The organism is Nocardioides sp. PD653-B2, from assembly GCF_002117935.1.
Taxonomy (GTDB): domain Bacteria; phylum Actinomycetota; class Actinomycetes; order Propionibacteriales; family Nocardioidaceae; genus Nocardioides.
Genome location: NZ_BDJE01000051.1, coordinates 73,076 through 93,213, shown reverse-complemented (window position 1 = coordinate 93,213; position 20,138 = coordinate 73,076). Strand labels below are relative to the sequence as shown.

At 73.0% G+C, this 20,138-nt stretch carries 16 protein-coding genes; 9 read left to right on the top strand and 7 right to left on the bottom strand.

The window, feature by feature from the left end:
• Nucleotides 1-152 precede the first annotated feature (152 nt).
• The 3 genes from PD653B2_RS21165 to PD653B2_RS21155 all read left to right on the top strand — a co-directional run bounded on the left by PD653B2_RS21165 (nt 153) and on the right by PD653B2_RS21155 (nt 4,455).
• A complete protein-coding gene (locus PD653B2_RS21165) occupies nt 153-2,492 on the top strand; it encodes a beta-glucosidase family protein (protein WP_085874393.1) in 2,340 nt (779 codons plus the stop codon).
• A 55-nt stretch (nt 2,493-2,547) separates the two neighbouring features.
• Nucleotides 2,548-3,705, top strand: coding sequence for an acyltransferase family protein (locus PD653B2_RS21160; RefSeq protein WP_085874392.1), 1,158 nt, complete (start codon nt 2,548-2,550; stop codon nt 3,703-3,705).
• Nucleotides 3,706-3,870: 165 nt separating this feature from the next.
• Nucleotides 3,871-4,455, top strand: a complete 585-nt coding sequence (locus tag PD653B2_RS21155; RefSeq protein WP_085874391.1) for a hypothetical protein — start codon at nt 3,871-3,873, stop codon at nt 4,453-4,455.
• A gap of 15 nt (nt 4,456-4,470) precedes the next feature.
• On the opposite strand, the gene PD653B2_RS21150 is transcribed toward PD653B2_RS21155, so the two are convergent.
• Both PD653B2_RS21150 and PD653B2_RS21145 read right to left on the bottom strand, forming a co-directional pair.
• Entirely contained in the window at nt 4,471-5,082 is a 612-nt protein-coding gene (locus tag PD653B2_RS21150) for a hypothetical protein (protein WP_085874390.1), read from the bottom strand.
• The gene (locus PD653B2_RS21145; RefSeq protein ID WP_207559468.1) at nt 5,082-6,074 is read right to left on the bottom strand and encodes an MFS transporter; all 993 of its coding nucleotides are present in this window, start codon (nt 6,072-6,074) and stop codon (nt 5,082-5,084) included. Before PD653B2_RS21145 ends, PD653B2_RS21150 begins: the two co-directional genes overlap by 1 nt.
• A 439-nt stretch (nt 6,075-6,513) precedes the next feature.
• Here PD653B2_RS21145 and PD653B2_RS21140 point away from each other — a divergent pair, with 439 nt between their 5' ends.
• The 3 genes from PD653B2_RS21140 to PD653B2_RS21130 all read left to right on the top strand — a co-directional run bounded on the left by PD653B2_RS21140 (nt 6,514) and on the right by PD653B2_RS21130 (nt 9,634).
• Nucleotides 6,514-7,098: a hypothetical protein gene (locus tag PD653B2_RS21140; protein ID WP_133059053.1), complete on the top strand. Its 585-nt coding sequence runs from the start codon at nt 6,514-6,516 to the stop codon at nt 7,096-7,098.
• Between the two features lie 59 nt (nt 7,099-7,157).
• The gene (gene pgm / locus PD653B2_RS21135; protein ID WP_085874388.1) at nt 7,158-8,798 is read left to right on the top strand and encodes a phosphoglucomutase (alpha-D-glucose-1,6-bisphosphate-dependent); all 1,641 of its coding nucleotides are present in this window, start codon (nt 7,158-7,160) and stop codon (nt 8,796-8,798) included.
• Nucleotides 8,799-8,902: 104 nt separating this feature from the next.
• A complete protein-coding gene (locus PD653B2_RS21130) occupies nt 8,903-9,634 on the top strand; it encodes a peptidase E (RefSeq protein WP_085874387.1) in 732 nt (243 codons plus the stop codon).
• 40 nt (nt 9,635-9,674) lie between these two features.
• On the opposite strand, the gene PD653B2_RS21125 is transcribed toward PD653B2_RS21130, so the two are convergent.
• The 3 genes from PD653B2_RS21125 to PD653B2_RS21115 all read right to left on the bottom strand — a co-directional run bounded on the left by PD653B2_RS21125 (nt 9,675) and on the right by PD653B2_RS21115 (nt 14,444).
• Nucleotides 9,675-11,840: a DUF4185 domain-containing protein gene (locus tag PD653B2_RS21125; protein ID WP_133059054.1), complete on the bottom strand. Its 2,166-nt coding sequence runs from the start codon at nt 11,838-11,840 to the stop codon at nt 9,675-9,677.
• A 190-nt stretch (nt 11,841-12,030) separates the two neighbouring features.
• Nucleotides 12,031-13,254: a fatty acid desaturase family protein gene (locus tag PD653B2_RS21120; protein WP_085874385.1), complete on the bottom strand. Its 1,224-nt coding sequence runs from the start codon at nt 13,252-13,254 to the stop codon at nt 12,031-12,033.
• Between the two features lie 74 nt (nt 13,255-13,328).
• A complete protein-coding gene (locus PD653B2_RS21115) occupies nt 13,329-14,444 on the bottom strand; it encodes a ferredoxin reductase (RefSeq protein ID WP_085874384.1) in 1,116 nt (371 codons plus the stop codon).
• A 95-nt stretch (nt 14,445-14,539) separates the two neighbouring features.
• On the opposite strand from PD653B2_RS21115, the gene PD653B2_RS21110 reads away from it, so the two are divergent.
• Nucleotides 14,540-15,709 (top strand): PucR family transcriptional regulator, encoded by a 1,170-nt coding sequence (locus PD653B2_RS21110; RefSeq protein WP_085874383.1) that lies wholly within the window; start codon nt 14,540-14,542, stop codon nt 15,707-15,709.
• Between the two features lie 31 nt (nt 15,710-15,740).
• Nucleotides 15,741-16,862: a CDP-glycerol glycerophosphotransferase family protein gene (locus PD653B2_RS21105; RefSeq protein WP_085874382.1), complete on the top strand. Its 1,122-nt coding sequence runs from the start codon at nt 15,741-15,743 to the stop codon at nt 16,860-16,862.
• 123 nt (nt 16,863-16,985) lie between these two features.
• Here PD653B2_RS21105 and PD653B2_RS21100 read toward each other — a convergent pair whose 3' ends face one another.
• Nucleotides 16,986-17,942 (bottom strand): cation diffusion facilitator family transporter, encoded by a 957-nt coding sequence (locus PD653B2_RS21100; RefSeq protein WP_085874381.1) that lies wholly within the window; start codon nt 17,940-17,942, stop codon nt 16,986-16,988.
• 69 nt (nt 17,943-18,011) lie between these two features.
• Here PD653B2_RS21100 and PD653B2_RS21095 point away from each other — a divergent pair, with 69 nt between their 5' ends.
• Nucleotides 18,012-18,914, top strand: coding sequence for an SGNH/GDSL hydrolase family protein (locus PD653B2_RS21095; RefSeq protein ID WP_085874380.1), 903 nt, complete (start codon nt 18,012-18,014; stop codon nt 18,912-18,914).
• On the opposite strand, the gene PD653B2_RS21090 is transcribed toward PD653B2_RS21095, so the two are convergent.
• Nucleotides 18,845-20,065, bottom strand: coding sequence for an MFS transporter (locus PD653B2_RS21090; RefSeq protein ID WP_085874379.1), 1,221 nt, complete (start codon nt 20,063-20,065; stop codon nt 18,845-18,847). The two genes, PD653B2_RS21095 and PD653B2_RS21090, sit on opposite strands and share 70 nt — an antisense overlap.
• Between the last annotated feature and the right edge of the window lie 73 nt (nt 20,066-20,138).

The window sequence follows — 20,138 nt, the reverse complement described above, 5'->3', positions numbered from 1 at the left end:
GTGACCAGCGCCACCTCCGGCGGCGGCTCACGTCCGAGATCACGACCTCCGGAGCGGCCCCCCGGTCGCCGTCGACCCTCGAAGCGGTCGGAGCCGTGCTGGATCCCCCGTCCCGGCGATGCTCCCGGCCTGGGACTGACAGGGTGGGCAGCATGGACGACGCCCAGCTCGACGAACGCATCGCTCGACTCCCCCTCGACCGCAAGGTCCGGCTGCTGACCGGCGCCTCGATGTTCACCGTCCGCGGGGACGACGAGATCGGGCTCGCGCCGATGGCGTTCTCGGACGGGCCGACGGGGGTGCGCGGGCTCGACTTCACCGGCGGGCCGCTGACCTGCCTCTTCCCCAATGCGACCCTGCTCGCGTCGTCGTGGCGCACCGAGACCGCCGCGGAGGTCGGGCGGCTGCTCGCCGAGGAGGCGGAGCGGCAGCACATCCACGTCGTGCTCGGCCCGACGGTCAACCTGCACCGCAGCCCGCTGGGCGGGCGGCTCTTCGAGGCCTACTCCGAGGACCCGCTGCTGACCGGCCACCTCGCGGCGGCGTACGTCTCCGGACTGCAGTCGCAGGGCGTCGGCGCCTGCGTGAAGCACCTGGTCGCCAACGAGGCCGAGACCAACCGGCACACCGTCGACAGCGTCGTGGACGAGCGGACGCTGCGCGAGCTCTACCTGCTGCCGTTCGAGATCGCGGTCGAGGACGCCGACCCGTGGTCGGTGATGGCGGCCTACAACGACGTCAACGGCATCCCCGCGACCGAGCAGGGGCCGGTCAACAACGGGATCCTCAAGGGCGAGTGGGGCTGGAGCGGTCTGGTGATGTCGGACTGGTTCGCGACGAAGTCGGCCGCCGCGGCCGCGAACGGCGGGCTCGACCTCGTGATGCCCGGGCCGACCGGCCCCTGGGGTCCGGCGCTGGTCGCGGCCGTCGAGGCGGGCGAGGTCGACGAGAGCGTGGTCGACGACCACCTGCGCCGGCTGCTGCGGCTGGCGTCCCGGGTCGGCGCGCTCGACGAGACCCGCACCTGGCGCACCGACCTGCCCGAGCCGGGTGGGGACGTACGGCGTGAGCAGCTGACGCGGCTCGCGGCCGAGGGGATGACGGTGCTGACGAACGACGGGACGCTCCCGCTGGCGCGGGGTGGCTCCGTGGCCCTGATCGGGCGGCCGGCACTGGAGACCGCCTGCATGGGCGGCGGATCGGCGGCGGTGCGGGCACCGCACCAGGTGAGCATCGCCGAGGGGCTGACCGCCGCGACCGACGGTGTGACGGTCACCGACGGCGTCGCCGTACGGGCCCGGGCCCGGGCCGGGCACTTCGCGATGCGGGTGCGGCACTACGGCGCCTCCGGGGCACTGCTGTCCGACCACCGGTCCGAGGAGGCGAAGACCGTCGGCACCATGGTCGACCAGGCGCTCGCCGAGCCCGTCACCCGGGTGGTGATGTCCGCGACGGTGCCGGGCGGTGCGATGCGGGTCGGGTTCCTGGGGGTGGGGACCGCGACGGTGACCGTCGGGGAGGCGTCGTACGAGGTGACGCTGGAGTCGGAGACCGACGACATGGGGGGCGACTTCCTGCGCCCACCCGGCTGGCAGACCGACGTGGTGCTCGACGGGCCGACGGAGCTCGTGGCCGACGTGACCCTCGGCGGCTGGGCCGGCCTCGGGCTGGTCGCCGAGCCGACTCCCCCGGCCGACGACGCCGCGATCGCCGCCGCGGTGGCCGCCGCTGCCGCCGCCGACGTCGCGGTCGTGGTCGTCGGCCTGACCGAGGAGCAGGAGACGGAGGCCTTCGACAAGTCGACCCTCGCCCTGCCCGGTCGCCAGGACGAGCTCGTCTCCGCGGTCGCGGCCGCGGCCCGCCGGACGGTCGTGGTCGTCAATGCGGCCACCCCGGTGCTGATGCCGTGGCGCGACGAGGTGGACGCGATCTTGTGGGCCGGGCTGCCCGGCCAGGAGGGCGGCCACGCGGTCGCCGCCGCGCTGCTCGGCGACGTCGAACCGGCCGGCCGGCTGGTCACGTCGTTCCCGGCCGCTGACGGCGCGTCACCCGCGTGGGACGTCGTCCCGACCGACGGCAGGCTCTCCTACGACGAGGGCATCCACGTCGGCTACCGGGGCTACGCCGCGCGCCGGGCCCCCGCGCCGGCGTACTGGTTCGGCGAGGGCCTCGGCTACGGCACGTGGGCGTACGGCGCGGTCACGCTGTCGGGGTCGGCGGTCACCGTCGACCTCACCAACGTCTCCGCGCGCGACTCCCGCGAGGTGGTGCAGGTCTACCTGCAGCCGGCCGAGGACGACCAGCCGGTCCGGCTCGTCGGCTGGACGACCGTCGACCTCGCGGCCGGCGCGACCCGCAGCGTCGAGGTCGCCCTGGACCCGCGCGCGTGCCGCACCTGGGCCGACGGCGCCTGGCGGCCGCTGACCCGCGGCCGGCTCCTGGTCGCCCGCGGCCTGGGCGACATCCGGGGCGAGGTCGCGCTGCCGGGTTGAGCCCTGGTCTAGGAACCCTCCCCACGGGGTACAACCCCGGCGTCGACACAGGGGTATGTCACGGGGGGATGTCATGGGGGCCGGCTTCATCGAGCACGCGGGCTACCGCGGCCTGCGCCGGTTCCCTGCCCTCGACGGGGTGCGGGCGATCTCGGTCGTGCTCGTCTTCACCGCACACCCGGCCTACCAGCACGTGTGGCCGCTGCTGCACGGCCCGTCCGGGGTCACGATCTTCTTCGTGCTCAGTGGCTTCCTGATCAACACCCTGATGCTGCGCGAGCGCGACGCACACCCCGAGGGCGTCAGCCTGAGCGCGTTCTACCTCCAGCGGGTCTTCCGCATCTACCCGCTGTTCTTCGCGGTGTTCCTGCTCTACTGCGTGCTGATCGTGGGCCTCGGGCTCCAACCCGAGCGACGTGACGCCTTCGTCGAGAACATCCCCTACTTTGTGCTCTTCTTTCCCGAGCACTCGGTCTTCTTCAACCACGGCGTGCTCGTCCCCTTCGACATGGCATGGTCGATCGGGATCGAGGAGAAGTTCTACCTCGTCTGGCCGCTGCTGGGCTTCGTGCTGCTCAGGGCCCGGGGCCGGTCGCAGGCCGTCGCGCTCGGTGTCGTCGCCCTCACCTGCACGGTGGCCGGCTACCTCGGCGGCGGGTGGGGCGTCTCGCTGGAGAGCTACACCCCGATCGCCCTCGGCGCACTGTGCGCGACGCTCCTGCACCACCGCCGCTCCTACGACCGGCTCGCGGTCGTCGGCCGCCCGCCGGTCCTGCTGCTGGCCTGCATCACGCTCGTGGTGCTCCAGTTCGGCGCCGAGGAGATCCTGCCCCAGGGGTGGCTCTACCCGGTCTTCGATCTCGTCGTGGCGCTGACGCTGGTCGGTCTGGTCACGACGACCTCCACGCGGGTGGGCTGGCTGGGCTCGCGGCCGATGGTCTACGTCGCCGGTCTCTCCTACGCGCTCTACCTGCTGCACAACTTCGGGCTGAACGCCGCGGAGGCCGTGCTGCCGGCCGCCTGGGGCTTCCCGGGGTCGCTCCTCTCGACCGCGGTCGGCCTCACGCTCGCCTTCGTCGCGGCGCACGTCGCGCACGTGTGCTTCGAGGATCCGCTGCGTCGTTTCGGCGTGGGCCTCGCGGCCCGACGGCGGTCGGCGCGGGCGCGTCAGGCGGCGGAGCCGGACCGCACGACGGAGCCGCGCGGGGCGTAGGCGATCGTCTGCCGGGAGCCGGCACCCGTGGGTGAGCCACGACGGCGCTCGCGCCCGCCCCCACGAGCGGGACGAGCGCCCAGATGAGGGGACTTCCTCCCCTCGCCACCGGATTGAGTACTCGGGCTCACGCGGCGAGCGGCGACCACTGACAGCCTCGGGGTCATGATCATCGAGAGCCACGTCCCGCCGTACCGGAACCCCGCGCTGCTCGGTGGCATCGCCGTCGCCGGCGCTTCGCTGCTGGCCTTCGTGATCGGCCTGTACACCCGCTCGCCCGTGCCGATGCACTGCGACGCCGACCCGTTGTTCTGCCCCTCGGAGCGAGACCTGTGGGACTGGGCGACCCGGGACTGGTTCCTCGGGGCCTTCCTGGTGGGGCTGCTGGTCGCCTGGTCCGGGCTGGTGTGGCAGCCGGTCAGCGACCGCCCGCGACTGCGCCGGGTCGGCTCCGTCGTCGGCCTGATCGTGTGCGTCCCCCTGACCGGCCTCCTGACGGTCGTGGCGATCGTGCTCGCCGGCACCGACTGCGACCCCAACACCTTCTGCTTCGGCGGCACCCAGGACGCGCTGGTCGTCGCCGTCCCCGCGACGTACGGCGTCGCCCTCTGCCTCCTGATGGCGGTCGCCATCGGCTCCCGCGACGACCGGCGGCCCAGCCAGGTGAGCGGGACCCTCGCCATGGCCCTGGCCTCGGGAGTCTTCGTCCTCGTCGCGGCCGGCTTCGTGCTCAGCGCACTCGGCCTCTGAGAGCTGGCTCGCAGGTCAGAGGAGCTCGCGGAGCCGGGCGGCGAGCGAGTCCTCGACGGCCTGCGTGATCGCGGCGTCGAGCTGCCGGTTGAGGTCGTCCCGGTCGTCGAGGTTCTCCAGGAGGGCGCGCAGGTCCAGGCCGTCGATCGCGCGGGTGAGGACGTCGTCGGTCTTCAGGGCCGCATCGACCACCGAGTCCGGCAGTGCGCGGATCGCGGCCTCGAGGAAGCCGTTGAGGTCCGCGCTGCCGAGGGCGTCGTCGACCAGGTCGGAGGCGGGCGGCAGGGTGCCGTCGTCCTTCATCCGCTGCACGGCGGACAGCAGGCCGTCGTGCAGGGCGTCGACCTCGGCATCGCTGCGGGCGCCGGGCCGGGCGAGCTCCAAGGTGAGCGCCTCGCGGCTGACGCCGAGGCGGCAGGCGGCGCCGTCGATCCCGAGCAGCACGAGACGCTCGGTGAGGCCGTCGATGCCGTCGGCGCGCGAGACGACCGCCCGCTCGGCGCACGGGTCGGCCGGCTGGAGCGGCTCGAAGTCGCCGCCGCCCTGGGCGACCTGCACCCCGAGCACGCCACCCACCAGGACCAGCGCGACCACCGGCAGGCCGACCAGGCGGGCGAGCCGGCTCATCACCGCACCCGCCTGCGGGGAGCGACCACCGTGAGCAGGGCGAGGAGCGCGAGGCCGGCGCCGATGAGGAAGGAGTCGCGGAAGGCCCGCGTCGCCGCCCGCTCCAGCTGGGCGTCGAGGTCGTGCTCGAGCCGGGCGGCAGCCGGGCGCTCCTCGGGCGCGAGATCCGCCGTCGCGAAGGCGTGGGACAGATCGGGCACCTGGCCCTGCTGCTGGACCAGCTCGTCGCCGAGGGCCTGGGCGACCGCGATCTTGTCGTCCGGCAACAGCTGCGCGTCCAGCATCAGGGACGCGATCGCCTCCTGGGCCGGCACCTGGGCCTCCTGCAGGTCGGCGGTGAACACCGGGGTCAGGATTGCCAGCCCCACGACCACGCCGAGGTGGCGCGCGCTGATGGTCCACCCCGCGTGCCGGATCCGCGGCAGCCGCATCTCCATCGCCTGGGAGGTGAGCCGGTCGACGGTCAGCCCGAGCCCCAGACCCACCAGCGCCTGGGGCGCGATCGTCCAGACGAGGTCGGCCGACGGCGGGACGGCGAGGCCGACCAGGCCGCCGGCGATGAGGAAGCAGCCCACTGCGACCTCCACCTCGGCCGGAGGCCGGAGGAGGCGCGCGAGCGGCCGCGCGGCGAGAGCCGCCAGCGGCACGACCGACACGGTCAGCGCCGCGGTCCCCGGAGAGCGGCGCCAGCCCTCGACCAGGAGCAGCACCAGCAGGAACAGCGCGGCCGTGAGCGCCGCCGACAGCAGGGCGAGGGTCAGGTTGGGGCGGATGGCCGGCCGGTGCCGGTCCGGGGTGAGGTCCGGCGGCGCGGGTACGGCGAGCGCGGCCGGCACCGCCAGCACGGCGAACGGCACCTGCACCACGAAGATGGCCTGCCACGAGAACGCCTGGGTGAGCAGCCCGCCCGCGAACGGCCCGATCGCGGTGCCGACCACACCGGCCGTGACCCAGGCCGCGACGCCGCGCCGCTCGCCGTACTCCGCGGCCATGAGCTCCAGGCACCCGACCAGCGCCAGCGCGCCCCCGAAGCGCCTGCACGCACCGCGCCGCGACCAGCGCGTCGATCGACGGCGCCAGCGCGCACCACGCGGAGGAGGCGGCGAACACCGCGATGCCGACGGCGCTGACGACCCGCGGCGGCGTCCGGCCGAAGACCACGGCCGTCGGCACGGCCGCGAAGCCCAGCACGAGGTTGAACGCGATCAGCACCCACGCGACCCCGCCGACGGTCGCGTCCAGGTGTCGGAGGATGTCGGGCAGCGCGAGCGTCACCACCGCGGAGTCCGCGAGCACCAGCGCCACGGTCACGGCGAGCAGGGGACCCACGGCACGACGCACCCGGACATCCTCGCAGCGACGGCCGCCGCACCGGGGGTTGAGTACCTGGGCTCACGCCGCGGCCCGTGGGGCGGTGACAGCCTCGGGCCCATGAGCATCGAGAGCGGGCGCCCGGCGTACCGGAGACTGGCGATGATCGGCGGCGTCGCCCTTGCCGGCGCGTCGGTGTCGGCCTACCTGATCGGGCTGTACCTGCACCAGGGTCCGCCGCCCGGCTGCGAGGAGTACGTCTACTGCCACTCCGAGCGCGACCGGTGGTCGGCGGAGACCCGGGAGTGGTTCCTCGGCGCGTCCCTGCTGGGACTGCTGGTGGCGTGGTGGACCTTCGCCTGGCGGCCGATCAGCAACCACCCTCGGCTGCGGCGGGTCGGATCGGTCATCGCCCTGGTCGGGTGCGTCCCGCTGGCCGGCCTGCTGGCCGTCCTGGCCTACCTGGTCGCCGGCGCCACCTGCGAGCCCGACGCCATCCTCTGCCTCAGCGGCGCCGGCGACGCCCTGGCGTTCGGGATCCCCGCGACCGTGGCCGCGGTCCTCTCCCTCCTGCTGGCGGTCACCCTCGCCTGCCGCGACGACCGCCGGGCCGCGCGGCTGAGCGGCACCCTCGCCCTGACCGTCATCTCGAGTGTGCTGGTGCTCGCGACCGCCGGCTTCGTTCTCGTCGCCCTGCACATCTGATCTCGTCGGCCGGCTGCTCAGGGTCACTGGCCGCGTGGCCGGCGCGGCATGATGGCGCCATGAGCGATCCCCGCGCCGGTCAGCCCGCCGAACCCTCCGACCTCGTCGACGTCGCGCACCTGGTGACGGCGTACTACACAGGGGTGCCGGACCCCGACGACGTCGACCAGCAGGTCGCCTTCGGCACCAGCGGACACCGCGGGTCGTCGCTGCGCACGGCCTTCAACGAGACGCACATCCTCGCGACCACGCAGGCGATCTGCGACTACCGGCGCGAGCAGGGGTACGACGGCCCCCTCTTCATCGGCCGCGACACCCACGGTCTCTCCGAGCCGGCGTGGGCGACCGCCCTCGAGGTGCTGGCCGCCAACGACGTGACCGTGCTCGTCGACTCGCGCGACCGCTACACGCCCACGCCGTCGGTCTCGCACGCGATCATCCGGGCGAACGGCGGGCGATCCTCGGGGTCCGGGCTGGCCGACGGCATCGTGGTGACCCCGTCGCACAACCCGCCCTCCGACGGCGGTTTCAAGTACAACCCGCCGTACGGCGGCCCGGCGGACTCCGACGCGACCACGGTGATCGCCGGCCGCGCCAACGAGCTGATCCGCGGCGGGCTGGCGGACGTGAAGCGGATCCCCTTCGCCCGGGCGCGGGCCGCGGCCTCGTCGTACGACTTCCTGGGGACCTACGTCGACGACCTGCCGCACGTCGTCGACCTGGCGGCGATCAAGCAGGCCGGGGTGCGGATCGGCGCCGACCCGCTCGGCGGCGCGTCGGTCGACTACTGGGGCGAGATCGCCGACCGGCACGGGCTCGACCTCACGGTCGTGAACCCGCTGGTCGACCCGACGTGGCGCTTCATGACCCTCGACTGGGACGGCAAGATCCGGATGGACTGCTCCTCGCCCGCCGCGATGGCGTCGCTGATCGCGCAGAAGGAGAAGTACGACATCGCGACCGGCAACGACGCCGACGCCGACCGGCACGGCATCGTGACGCCCGACGCCGGGCTGATGAACCCCAACCACTTCCTGGCCGTCGCGATCGAGTACCTCTTCGGCGGGGCACGGCCGGGCTGGCCCGCGGGGGCGCGGATCGGCAAGACGCTGGTCTCGTCGTCGATGATCGACCGGGTGGCCGCGTCGATCGGGCGCGAGATGGTCGAGGTGCCGGTCGGCTTCAAGTGGTTCGTGCCCGGGCTGATCGACGGGTCGTTCGGCTTCGGCGGCGAGGAGTCGGCGGGCGCGTCGTTCCTGCGCACCGACGGGTCCGTGTGGACGACCGACAAGGACGGCATCATCCTCGCGCTGCTGGCCTCCGAGATCCTCGCGAAGACCGGTCGGTCCCCCAGCGCCCACTACGCGGAGCTGGTCGAGCAGCACGGCGAGCCGGCGTACGCCCGGATCGACGCGGCGGCGACCCGAGAGCAGAAGGCGGCGCTGGCGGCCCTCTCGCCGGACGACGTGTCCGCGACCGAGCTGGCGGGCGAGGAGATCACCGCCAAGCTCACCGAGGCGCCCGGCAACGGCGCGAAGATCGGCGGGCTCAAGGTGACGACCGCGTCGGCGTGGTTCGCGGCCCGGCCGTCGGGCACCGAGGACGTCTACAAGATCTACGCCGAGTCGTTCCGCGGCCCCGACCACCTGGCGCGGGTGCAGGACGAGGCTCGGGACGTCGTCAGCGCGGCGCTGGGCTGATCCGGGTCGGGCTCGTCCTCGATCCGCGCTGTGTGACGTGTCGACCCACGGTGACGTGACCCAGCACATTCGTCGGCGGGTCGAGCGGCTGCGAGGATCGGCGCATGACGCCCAGCGCCACGATCCTCGCCTTCGGAGGCGGCGGCTTCGCCATGGAGCCCGACAACCCGCTGCTCGACGACTTCCTGCTCTCGCTGGCGGCCCGGCGCCGCGGCGTCGGTGACCGGCCGCGGATCTGCTTCGTGCCGACCGCGAGCGGCGACGCGGAGGTGTACGTCGACCGGTTCGTGGAGGCGTTCGCGGAGCGCGCGGAGACCAGCAGCCTGCGGCTCTTCCATCTCAGCGAGCTCGAGACGGTCGACCTCCGGGCGCTGGTGCTCGCCCAGGACGTCATCCACGTCGGCGGCGGCAGCACCGCGAACCTGCTCGCCCTGTGGCGGCTGCACGGACTCGATGAGATCCTGCGCGAGGCTCTCGCCGCGGGCGTCGTGCTGTCCGGCGTCAGCGCCGGGATGAACTGCTGGTTCGAGAGCTCGGTCACCGACTCGTTCGGCCCGCTGGCAGCGCTCGACGACGGGCTCGGCTTCCTGGCGGGCAGCGCCTGTCCCCACTACGATGGCGAGCCCGAGCGGCAGCCGACGTACACCCAGCTGATCGGGGCGGGGGTGCTGCCGGCCGGGTACGCCGCCGACGACGGCTGCGCGCTGCTCTTCCGCGACGGCGAGCTCGTCGAGGCGGTCTCGTCGCGCCCGGAGGCCCGGGCGTTCCGCGTGCACCTCTCCGACGACGGGTCGGACGTCGTCGAGAGCGCGCTGCCGGTCATCTACCTCGGCTGACTCGTCGGATGCTCGACGCAGCGCGGCGTCGCCGCCCCGCTCAGTCGGGGAGCGGGAGCCGCAGGAACCTCGGCCGGTAGAGCGTCGGGTCGGCGAGGACCTTGGCGAAGTCGGTGTTGTTGCGGCTGTACGACGCGACCACCGACCCGGCCTCCGGGAACATCGACGGGTGGGCGAGCGGCATGTAGCGCACCGCTCCGCTGCCGGGGTCCGACGGGGCCGTCGCCACGGGGGCCGTCACGGTGAAGGGCCCGGTCGGGCCGGGCGCCGTCCAGAACACCAGCTCGGCGCCGAGGTCGCCGTCCTGCTTGCTGAGGGCGTACCAGCGGTCGCCGCGGTGGAAGACGCTCAGCGTCTGGGACACGCCGCCGACGGCCGGGATCAGCTCGGCCGCCCGGTCGGGGTCGGTCTGCCAGGTGGCGCCGTCCCAGTAGCGCCACTGCGAGGCCTCGAGCACGTCGTCGGGACGGACCCGCGCCACCTGGAGGGAGAAGCCGAAGACTCCCGGCTCCTCGGGGTTCGCCGTGCCGTAGAGGTAGAGCCACCCGGCGTCGACCGTGAGCGCGGCGCCCCACTCGGGCCGGCTCTTGTCAGCGCTGTCGGGGCCGACGTCCTCGGTGGCGATGAGCTGCGGGGTGCCGCCCTCGTGGACGACGAAGACCGCGAGCGCGGGACCGAGGTTGTCGAAGCCGAACGAGCCACCCCCGGTCGTCTTGACCCGCTGCGCCGAGACGAGCACCAGGTCGTAGCCCGGCTGGTGTGCGACGCCGACGGACATCGGCCAGTAGCCGACTCCGTCGAGACGGTCCGGGATCAGGGCGCCCTTGTTGTGCGGCAGCACGACGGACACGCAGTCCTCGTCCCAGAGCATCATCGAGTTCCGCACGAACCGGGGACCGTCGAACGACTCCCCGCGCAACGTGTCCCCGAAGACCAGCGCGAACCGGCCGTCCTGCAACCGGACGTCGGCACCGACGTCGGCGCCCTGGAAGGCGGGGCTGCCCTGCAGGGTCGCGATCTCGTGGTTGATCTCGGCCACGTCGCGCGGAATCCTCCCCGGGTCGACGCACGTGGTCTCGGATGCCAGGCTCGGGAGGCGCTCGGCCGCCACCACGCCCGGCGCCGGCAGCACGGCGATCGTCAGCGCCACCACCGCGGCCAGCGGCAGCACCGCCCCGAGGACCCGGAGTCGCCAGTGCCGCAGCGGCATGGCCGGCTTCGGTTCGACCGGGTCCTCCCCGGCCCTCCGGCGGAACTGCCGGGCCAGGAGCAGCACCACCACGGCGAGGAGCGCCCACGCCGCGACCAGGAGGATCGACCGGGTGGACCGGCCGGGGTCGAAGTAGGCGACGTCGGCGACCGCGGCCTGCATCGCCCCGGTCGGCGACCAGGGCGACAGGGTGGCCCACGGCGGTGGCAGCAGGTAGGGGCTGGTGCCCGAGAGCAGGGGCGTCGCGAGCACGAAGTACGTCGCCGCGACGGCGGCCAGGCCGACGAGGCCGGCCAGCGCCTCGACGGCGAGCGTGATGACGCCGAGGGTGAGGCCGTAGCCGGCCCCCAGCGCGATCACCGCGGGGTCGTTGCCCCCGAGCGCGGTCGCCGGGAGGAGCTGGAGCACGCTCGCCGCACCGAGCGAGACCACGCCCAGGCCCCCGATGCGCAGCACGCCGAGGCCCGCCGTACGGGCGAACGGTCCGCGGACCAGGGAGATCGCCACCACCGCGCCGAAGCCGAACAACCCGCACAGGAGGACGAAGACCCGCACCCGCCCGGCCGGGTCGTCGTCCGCGCTGGGGGCGATCTCCTGGACCTCGGTCGTGCGCTCGCGCGCGGTCCCGATCGACGTCAGCCGGTCGGCGACGGCCCGGTTGAGGTCACGGTCGTTGCGCGCGTTGACGAGGACGACGTCGTGGGTGGTCCTGAGGTCGACGAGGACAGCCGCGACGGCCGCCCCGTCCCGGACCGCGGCCCGCGCCTCGTCGACGTCCTCGGTCCAGCTCGCGTCGAAGGGCTCGTCGGGCATCGCATCGGCCTGGTCGGCGAGGGACTGCGCGACGACTGCGGGCGCGGTGACGACGATCGGGGCCTGGTGCGGTCGCCCGGCGTCCTCGCGCTGGGTGAGCGTGAGGAGAGCGACGGTCTGGGCGGCGAGCACGAGCAGGCAGGCCAGCACCGTGTACTCGGCCGCCCACTGCCTCCGTGTCACCACACCCCTCGTCCGGCCGTACCGCTCCCGCCCGAAGTGTGACCGGTCGAGCGCACGCCCGCCATGGGCGCACCGCGGGGCGCCGGGCCCGAGACCTCCTGCGGGCCTGAAATCCCGATAGTCCCTGACGTTCGCGGGGTCGAGGGCTGCTCTTCACCCCGTTTTCGTCAGGGACTATCGGAGAAGACGGTCAGGCGGCGAGCCGGCGCGACTGCTGGGTGAGCCGGGCCTGGGCGGCCCGGCGGACCTTCGAGCCACCGGTGGTCATCTTGTAGAGGAGCGCGACCTGCTGGGGGGCGTTCTTGAGGTTGGTCGTGGCCAGCCAGCCGTTGGGCAGCGACAGGCGGACCACCTTGTGCCAGGCGCTCGCGAGCTGCTGCGGGAACGGCGCGGCGTGGTAGTTGAGCTCGTACTTGTCGAAGAGCGCCTTCACCTTCGGGGCGATCTCGGCGTAGCGGTTGCTCGGCAGGTCGGGGAACAGGTGGTGCTCGATCTGGTGGGACAGGTTGCCCGACATCAGGTGCATCGCCTTGCCGCCGGAGATGTTGGCGGCGCCGAGCATCTGGCGCAGGTACCACTCGCCGCGGGTCTCGCCCTCGATCGAGCGCTTCTCGAAGGTCTCGACGCCCTCGGGGAAGTGGCCGCACATGATGATCGAGTGGCTCCACAGGTTGCGGACCACGTTGGCCGTGAAGTTCGCGGCCAGGGTCGGCAGGAACGAGCCGGTCGGGATCGACAGGGCCGGGTGGACGACGTAGTCCTTGGTGGCCTGGTTGCGGATCTTCTTCAGGACCTGGCTGACCCGGGCCTTGAACTCCGGCTCCTTGGTCTTCTTGCGCTTGATGTTCGCGCCGAGCTCGAGGTCGTACGCCGCGATGCCGTACTCGAAGAAGCACGCGTTGACGAAGTTCCAGAACGGCTGCACCAGGAAGAACGGGTGCCACGGCTGGTCCTCGTCGACGCGCATGATGCCGTAGCCGAGGTCGTTGTCCTTGCCGATGACGTTCGTGTACGTGTGGTGCAGCTCGTTGTGGGAGTGCTGCCACTGCTTGGCCGGGGTCGCCATGTCCCACTCCCACGTCGTGGAGTGGATCTTCGGGTCACGCATCCAGTCCCACTGGCCGTGCAGGACGTTGTGGCCGATCTCCATGTTCTCGAGGATCTTGGCGACGCTCAGGCCCGTCGTGCCCACGATCCAGGCCGGCGGGAACGCGGAGAACAGCAGGACGGCGCGGCTCGCGAGCTCCATGCGGCGCTGCACGTCGATGACGGTGCGGATGTACTTCGCGTCGTTCTCGCCGCGGTCGTCGATGATGTCCTGGCGGATGGCGTCGAGCTCGATGCCGATCTGCTCGATGTCCTCGGGCGTGAGGTGGGCGATCGGGGACTCGGTCTTCTTCTGCAGTGCGGTCATCAGGTTCCCTTTCGTCGTCCGGGGTGTCGAGACGGGCCCCGAGAGGGCCTTCCTCGACCACCGGAGGGGATCGGTCAGTGGTCGATGTGGCAGGCGCCGGCGGCGGCGCTGATGCAGGTCTGGATGATCACGCCGTCGCCGGGCGAGGCCGTGGTGATCTCGCCGTTGCGGAGGTCGCGCACGGCGCCCTCGCGCAGCGGCAGCACGCAGCCGAAGCAGACGCCCATCCGGCAGCCGCTCGGCATCAGGACGCCGGCACCCTCGGCCGCGTCGAGGATCGGGGTGGCGCCGTCGGCCTCGACGGAGACGCCGGACGCGAAGGTCAGCGTGCCGCCCTCGCCGGTCGCCATGACGGGCGCCCGGAAGCGCTCGATGTGGAGCGGCAGGTCGTGGGTCGTGTGGTGCTTCTCGAGCGCGTCGAGGAGACCGACCGGGCCGCAGGCGTACGTCGTGCGCTCGGCCAGGTCGGGCACGATCGCGGCGAGGCCGGTGTCGGGACAGTCGACGTCGAGCATCCCGTCGACGTCGGTGTGCAGCTCGACGAGCCGCAGCCGACCCTGGGCGGCGTACGCCCGGAGCTCGTCGCCGAAGATGACCTCGGAGCGCGACAGCGCGGAGTGGAGCAGCACGATGTCGGCCGTGACGGGCACCGCGCGGGAGAACATGTTGCGCAGCATCCCGATGACCGGGGTGATGCCCGAGCCGGCGGTGACGAGCAGCAGCTTGCCGGGGATCGGCTGGGGCAGGACGAAGTCGCCCTGGGCCTGGCCGAGGTGGATCATCTGGCCGGCCTTGACCCGGCGCACGAGGTGGTTGGAGACCACGCCGCCGGGGATGCCCTTCACCGTGATGCTGATGCAGCGGTCGGCGCGCGGCCCGTGGGTCAGCGAGTAGGTGCGCCAGAGGCGGACACCGTCGACGTCGACGCCGACGCGGAGGTACTGGCCGGGCACGTGGCCGGCCCAGTCGCGGCCGGGCTTGATGACGAGGGTCGCGGCGTCGGCGGTCTCGGGGCGGACCTCGACGATCCGGCCGCGCAGGTCGGCGCCGCGGCGCAGCGGGTGGAAGACGTCGAGGACGTCGTCGATCTCCAGCGGGGTGACGGCGGCGTCGGCCAGCTTGCGCAGGCTCTCCCGCAGCGAGAGGCCCCGGGGGGACCTCCCCGCTCGGGACGGGACGGCGATGCTCATGTCTTCCAGTGTGCTGCTCCTGCGGCGTAATATCCTGTCCATAGAACGTGAACTTGTCCATCACATTTGTTCACAGGTGACAATCGGGAGTCGACATGGTCCGGAACAGCTCGCGCCGTACGGCGGACCACGGACTCCAGCTGTCAGCCGAGGCCGTCGAGCAGATGCGTGCCGAGCTGCCCCGGGCGGCCGACCACGTGGTCGCCGCGATCATCGACGAGGTGCCCAGCTACACCGACGCGTTCAGCGGGCCGATGGGCGAGACCATCCGCAACGCCGTCCAGGTCGCGCTGGGCGGCTTCCTCTCCCTGGCCAGCGGCAAGCGGGGCACCGACGTGTCGACGCCCACCGCGCCGGCGGTCGAGGGCTCCTACCAGCTCGGCCGCGGTGAGGCCCGCAGCGGGCGGTCGACCGACGCGCTGCTCGCGGCGTTCCGCATCGGGGCCCGCGTCTCCTGGCGCGAGATGTCGACGACCGCGGTGCGCAACGGGGTCGAGGGCGAGGTACTCGTGGACTTCGCCGAGCTCGTCTTCGCCTACATCGACGAGCTGTCGGCGGCCGCGGTCGCCGGCCACACCGACGAGCTCGCGACCACCGGCCGGGTCCGCCAGCGGCTGCTGGAGCGGGTCGTCCACCACCTGCTCACCGGGTCGCCGGTCGACCAGGTCGTCGACGCGGCCGAGCGGGCCGGGTGGGAGCCGCCCAAGACGCTGACCGCGGTGATCGTGCCGGAGGCGCAGGTGCGGCCGGTGCTGTCCTCGCTGTCCCCGGGCACCCTCCAGGCCGCGGACCCGCCCGAGCTCGACGAGGGCGTGCTGCTGCTGGTCCCCGACGCCCACGCCCACCGCCGGACCGCGCTGCTCCGGACGCTCGCCGACCGCGGGTCGGTGGCCGGGCCGGCGCGACCGTGGCTCGAGGTGCGCGCGTCGTACGACCGGGCCCTGCGCGCCCACGCCGCCGGCATCGACCTCGACACCGAGGCCCACCTCGTGACGCTGGTGCTCGACGCCGATCCCTCGGCGCGCGCCGACCTCCGGGCCCAGCTGCTCGCGCCGCTCGCCGACCTGCGGCCGGGCACGGCCGACAAGCTGGCCGACACCCTGCGTTCGTGGCTGCTGCACCAGGGCCGGCGCGAGGACGTCGCGGAGCAGCTGTTCGTGCACCCCCAGACCGTCCGCTACCGCATGGGTCAGCTGCGCGAGCTGTACGGCGAGCGCCTCGACGACCCCGAGTACGTCCTGGCCCTGACGGTCGCCCTGGGATAGCGCCGCCACGGGCGAGGACTAGAATTCGTGGGTGCACGAGCAAGCCGTGATCGCCTACTTCGCGGACGACCCCACCCGGACCTACCAGCTGGTCCAGTGGCTCCCCGTCCTCGAGCTCCTGAGCGCCCGCCAGCAGGTGGTCGTCGTGGTGCGTGACCCCGACTCCGCGGCCGTGCTCCGCGAGCAGACGACGCTGCCGGTCCACGAGGCGCTGTCCTTCCCCGACCTGACCGCGCTCTACGTCGAGCTCGACCCGAAGGTCGTCCTCTACTGCAACAACTCGATGCTCAACTTCCAGTCGCTCATCCACGGCCGGGCCCTGCACGCCCACATCAACCACGGTGAGAGCGACAAGCAGAGCATGGCCAGCAACAACGCCAAGGCCTACGACCGGGTCTTCGTCGCCGGCGAGGCCGCGGTGCTGCGGCACGCGGCCGGTCTCCTGGAGTTCGACACCACCCGGCTGGTGCGCATCGGGCGGCCGCAGCTGGACCTGCACCCGGGTCCGGTCCTGGCGCCGAGCCCGCGCCGGACGGTGCTCTACGCGCCCACCTGGGAGGGCGACGCCGAGTACAACGACTACACGTCGATCGACACCATCGGCCCCGAGATCGTCCGCGCGGTCCTCGGCGTCCCCGACGTCCGCCTCGTCTACAAGCCGCACCCCAAGGTCGCCAGCAGTCGTACGCCGGCCGTCCGCGCGGCGCACCGCCGGATCCTGGAGCTGGTGGCCGAGGCCGGCGATCCCCACGAGGCGATCACCGTCGGCGACATCCTGGCGATCATGCCGGACTGCGACGCGATGGTCACCGACGTGTCGTCGGTCGGGCTCGACTGGCTCTACCTGTGCACCGACAAGCCGATCTTCATCACCGACCGGCACCACGACGCCGAGCGGCTGCGCCGCGAGGTGCCGGTCAGCCGGTGCGCCGACGTGATCGCCGACGTCGAGGTGGCCGAGCTGACGGCGCTGCTCGGCGCCCGGCTCGACCACGACGAGCACCACCTGGCCCGGGTGGCGATGCGGCACCACTACTTCGACGACCTCCAGATCGGCGACAGCACGACCCGCTTCCTCGACGCCGTCTCCGAGCTGGTCGACCTGCGCGACCGGCTGCTGGGCGAGAGCGACGGCGCCGCCATCACCGCCTGACGGTCAGGGCGGCGGGTCCTCGCCCACGAGGCCGTCGACGGACTCGCGGATCAGGTCGGCGTGGCCACCTCGACCGCGGTCGGACGTGATCGACCCGGGCTGAGGGTCGGTTCCCCCGAGAGCTCAGGGGGTGAGCGGCTCCGCGTCCGGCAGCGCGAGCGTGAGGACGGCATCCTCGATCAGCGGGTTCTGCTCGATGTCGCTCTCGACGCGCTGCAGGCGTACGGCGAGGTGTGACTCGGGGTCGTCGCCGACCAGGTCGACCGCGGCGACGACAAACATCCGCTGCGGACCGACGTACTCGACGTGGAGGTAGGTCAGCTTGTCGATCTCCGGGTGCTCGAGCACCGCGGCGATCACCCGCGACCGGACCTCGGGGGTCAGTCCCTCCCCCAGCAGGTAGTCCATGTTGCGGCTCATCAGGAAGACCGCGACGAACGCCAGCAGCACCCCGACCGCGATCGAGCCGAGCGCGTCGAAGACGGGGTCACCGGTGAGCTGGTGCAGCGCGATGGCGCAGCCGGCGAGCAGGATCCCGAGCAGCGCGGAGAAGTCCTCGAAGAACACCGCGCGCAGGGTCGGGTTCGACGTCCGGGTCACGTAGCGCAGCGGGCGCATGCCGAAGCGCTCGGCCGCACCGCGCACCTGGCGGGCCGCCTGGAGGAACGACGTTCCCTCGAGCACGAGCGCGATGCCGAGGACGACGTAGTTGATCAGGAAGCTCGTCTCGGCCTCGTCCGCCGCGAGCTGGGTCACCCCGTGCCAGACCGAGACGACGGCGCCCGCGGAGAAGAGGCCGAACGCCGCGACCAGTGACCAGATGTACGTCGACCGGCCGTAGCCGCGCGGGTGCTCGGCGTCGCGCGGCCGCGCACCCCGGCGCTCCGCGACCAGCAGGAACACCTCGTTGCCCGTGTCGGACCACGAGTGCGCGGCCTCCGCGACCATCGAGGCGGAGCCGGTCACGACGGCGGCCACCGACTTCGCGATCGCGAGCAGGCCGTTGGCCAGCAGCGCGACCACGACGGTCACCAGCGACTCGTTGCCGGTCGGCTCCTCGGGACCCGCGGTCTCGGTCATGTCCCCATCCTCACCGGGTCGTCCACCCGCACGGCGTGTGGACTCGGACACCACCGTACGGTCGGAGGAATGCCCCGCCTCCTGCCCGCCGCCGTCCTGGCGCTGACGATCGCCCTGACGTCCGGCTGCTGGGCGGGCGACGCCGACGAGCCCGCGCCCGGGCCGGCGCGGGCGACGGGGTCGCCCACGGGCGCGCCCGCGGCGTACGACCAGTACGTCGCGCTCGGCGACTCCTACACCGCCGCGCCGCTGGTGCCGCCGACGGACACCTCGAACCTGTGCCTGCGCTCCGGGGTGAATTACCCCGCGCTGGTCGCCGAGGCGATGCCCGGCACCACGCTGACCGACGTCAGCTGCAGCGGCGCCGCCACCCAGAACGCGACCACGCCGCAGACCGGCCGGGGCGGGTCCGTGCCGCCGCAGCTCGACGCGCTGTCGCGGGCCACCGACCTGGTCACGATCGGCCTCGGGGGCAACGACCACGCGCTGTTCGCGACCCTGCTCGGCCGGTGCACCCAGCTCGCGGTCGCGGACCCGGCGGGGGCGCCGTGCACGGCCGCGTATCCGGAGGCCGACACCGCCGCGACGCTCGCTGACATCCGGCGCAACGTCGCCGGCGTCGTTGCCGCGGTCCGGGACCGCTCACCCCACGCGCGGATCGTGGTCGTCGGCTACCCGCAGATCGTGCCGGAGTCCGGCACCTGCGACCTGCTGCCGCTCGCGGCGGGCGACTACCCGTTCGCCCGCGCCGTCAACCAGGGCCTGGCCCGCGCCGTCCGCCTCGCCGCCGACGACGCACGGGCCGACTACCTCGACCTCTGGGCACCCAGCACCGGCCACGACATCTGCGCGGCCGACCCGTGGATCAACGGGCGCGTCACGACCGCCAACGAGGCGCTCGCCTACCACCCGTTCGCGGTCGAGCAGGCGGCCGTGGCCGACCTGCTGCTGGGGATGCTGACCGAGGACTGACGCCCGGCCAGCAGCTCGGCGAGCACCAGCACGGCCAGGGCGGTGGCCGCGAGGGCCGCGCCCACCCAGAGCGGCGCGGTGTAGCCCAGCCCCGCCGCGATCGCCAGGCCGCCGAGCCACGCGCCGAGGGCGTTGCCGACGTTGAACGCCGCGATGTTGGCGCCGCTCGCGAGCGTCGGCGCCGCGCCGGCGTACGCCATGATCCGCATCTGGAGCCCGGGCACGGTGGCGAAGCCGAAGGCACCCATCAGGACCAGGGACGCGATCGTGGCGAGCTGCGACGCGGCCGTGAGTGCGAAGAAGACCATCACGAGCGTCAACGCGGCCAGGACCACGAGGAGCGTGCGCGGGACCGAGACGTTGGCCGCTCGGCCGCCGAGGGCGTTGCCGACGAAGAGCCCGGCGCCGAAGAGGACCAGGAGCCAGGGGACCGAGCCGGCCGCGAACCCGCTCACGGAGGTGAGCGTGTAGGCGATGTAGGTGAAGGCGCCGAACATGCCGCCGAAGCCCAGGACCGTGACCGTCAGCGAGAGCCAGACCTGTCCGTTGCGGAAGGCCGCCAGCTCGCGCAGCAGGCTCCCGGGAGCGGCCTTGGCGCGCTCGGTCACGCTCGGCACCAGCAGGGCGATCGCGACGAACGCCAGGACGCCGATCCCGGTGATCGCCCAGAAGGTCGCGCGCCAGCCCAGCTGCTGACCGAGCAGGGTCCCGGCCGGGACGCCGAGCACGTTGGCGATGGTCAGGCCACCGAACATGAGCGCAATCGCGCTGGCCCGCTTCTCGGGGGCGACCAGGTCCGCGGCCACCACCGCGCCGATCCCGAAGAACGCGCCGTGGCAGAGCGCGGCGATGACCCGGCCGGCGAGCATGAGGGCGTAGGTCTCGGCGACGGCGGAGAGCAGGTTGCCCACGATGAAGAGGACCATCAGGCCGAGCAGGACCGGCTTGCGCGGCAGCCGGGTCACGGCGGCGGTGAGACCCACAGCCCCGACCGCGACGCTCAGCGCGTAGCCCGAGATCAGCCACCCGGCGCTGGCCTCCGAGACGGCGAAGTCGGCGGCGACCTCGGGGAGGAGCCCGGCGATCACGAACTCGGTCAGGCCGATGCCGAACCCTCCGACAGCGAGGGCGAGCAGTCCGGGTTTCAACATGTGCTCCGTTTCGTGCAGGGGGTATCCAGCGTGTGCAACCAAATTAGTTGCACACGCGGTCTATTGCAAATCG

Coding starts and splice junctions, on each gene's coding strand:
- PD653B2_RS21115 (WP_085874384.1), bottom strand. CDS start 14,444: ATGAGCATCGCCGTCCCGTCCCGAGCGGGGAGGTCCCCCCGGGGCCTC.
- PD653B2_RS21100 (WP_085874381.1), bottom strand. CDS start 17,942: ATGACCGAGACCGCGGGTCCCGAGGAGCCGACCGGCAACGAGTCGCTG.
- PD653B2_RS21130 (WP_085874387.1), top strand. CDS start 8,903: ATGACGCCCAGCGCCACGATCCTCGCCTTCGGAGGCGGCGGCTTCGCC.
- PD653B2_RS21165 (WP_085874393.1), top strand. CDS start 153: ATGGACGACGCCCAGCTCGACGAACGCATCGCTCGACTCCCCCTCGAC.
- PD653B2_RS21120 (WP_085874385.1), bottom strand. CDS start 13,254: ATGACCGCACTGCAGAAGAAGACCGAGTCCCCGATCGCCCACCTCACG.
- PD653B2_RS21160 (WP_085874392.1), top strand. CDS start 2,548: ATGTCACGGGGGGATGTCATGGGGGCCGGCTTCATCGAGCACGCGGGC.
- PD653B2_RS21145 (WP_207559468.1), bottom strand. CDS start 6,074: ATGGCCGCGGAGTACGGCGAGCGGCGCGGCGTCGCGGCCTGGGTCACG.
- PD653B2_RS21110 (WP_085874383.1), top strand. CDS start 14,540: ATGGTCCGGAACAGCTCGCGCCGTACGGCGGACCACGGACTCCAGCTG.
- pgm (WP_085874388.1), top strand. CDS start 7,158: ATGAGCGATCCCCGCGCCGGTCAGCCCGCCGAACCCTCCGACCTCGTC.
- PD653B2_RS21095 (WP_085874380.1), top strand. CDS start 18,012: ATGCCCCGCCTCCTGCCCGCCGCCGTCCTGGCGCTGACGATCGCCCTG.
- PD653B2_RS21155 (WP_085874391.1), top strand. CDS start 3,871: ATGATCATCGAGAGCCACGTCCCGCCGTACCGGAACCCCGCGCTGCTC.
- PD653B2_RS21090 (WP_085874379.1), bottom strand. CDS start 20,065: ATGTTGAAACCCGGACTGCTCGCCCTCGCTGTCGGAGGGTTCGGCATC.
- PD653B2_RS21150 (WP_085874390.1), bottom strand. CDS start 5,082: ATGAGCCGGCTCGCCCGCCTGGTCGGCCTGCCGGTGGTCGCGCTGGTC.
- PD653B2_RS21140 (WP_133059053.1), top strand. CDS start 6,514: ATGAGCATCGAGAGCGGGCGCCCGGCGTACCGGAGACTGGCGATGATC.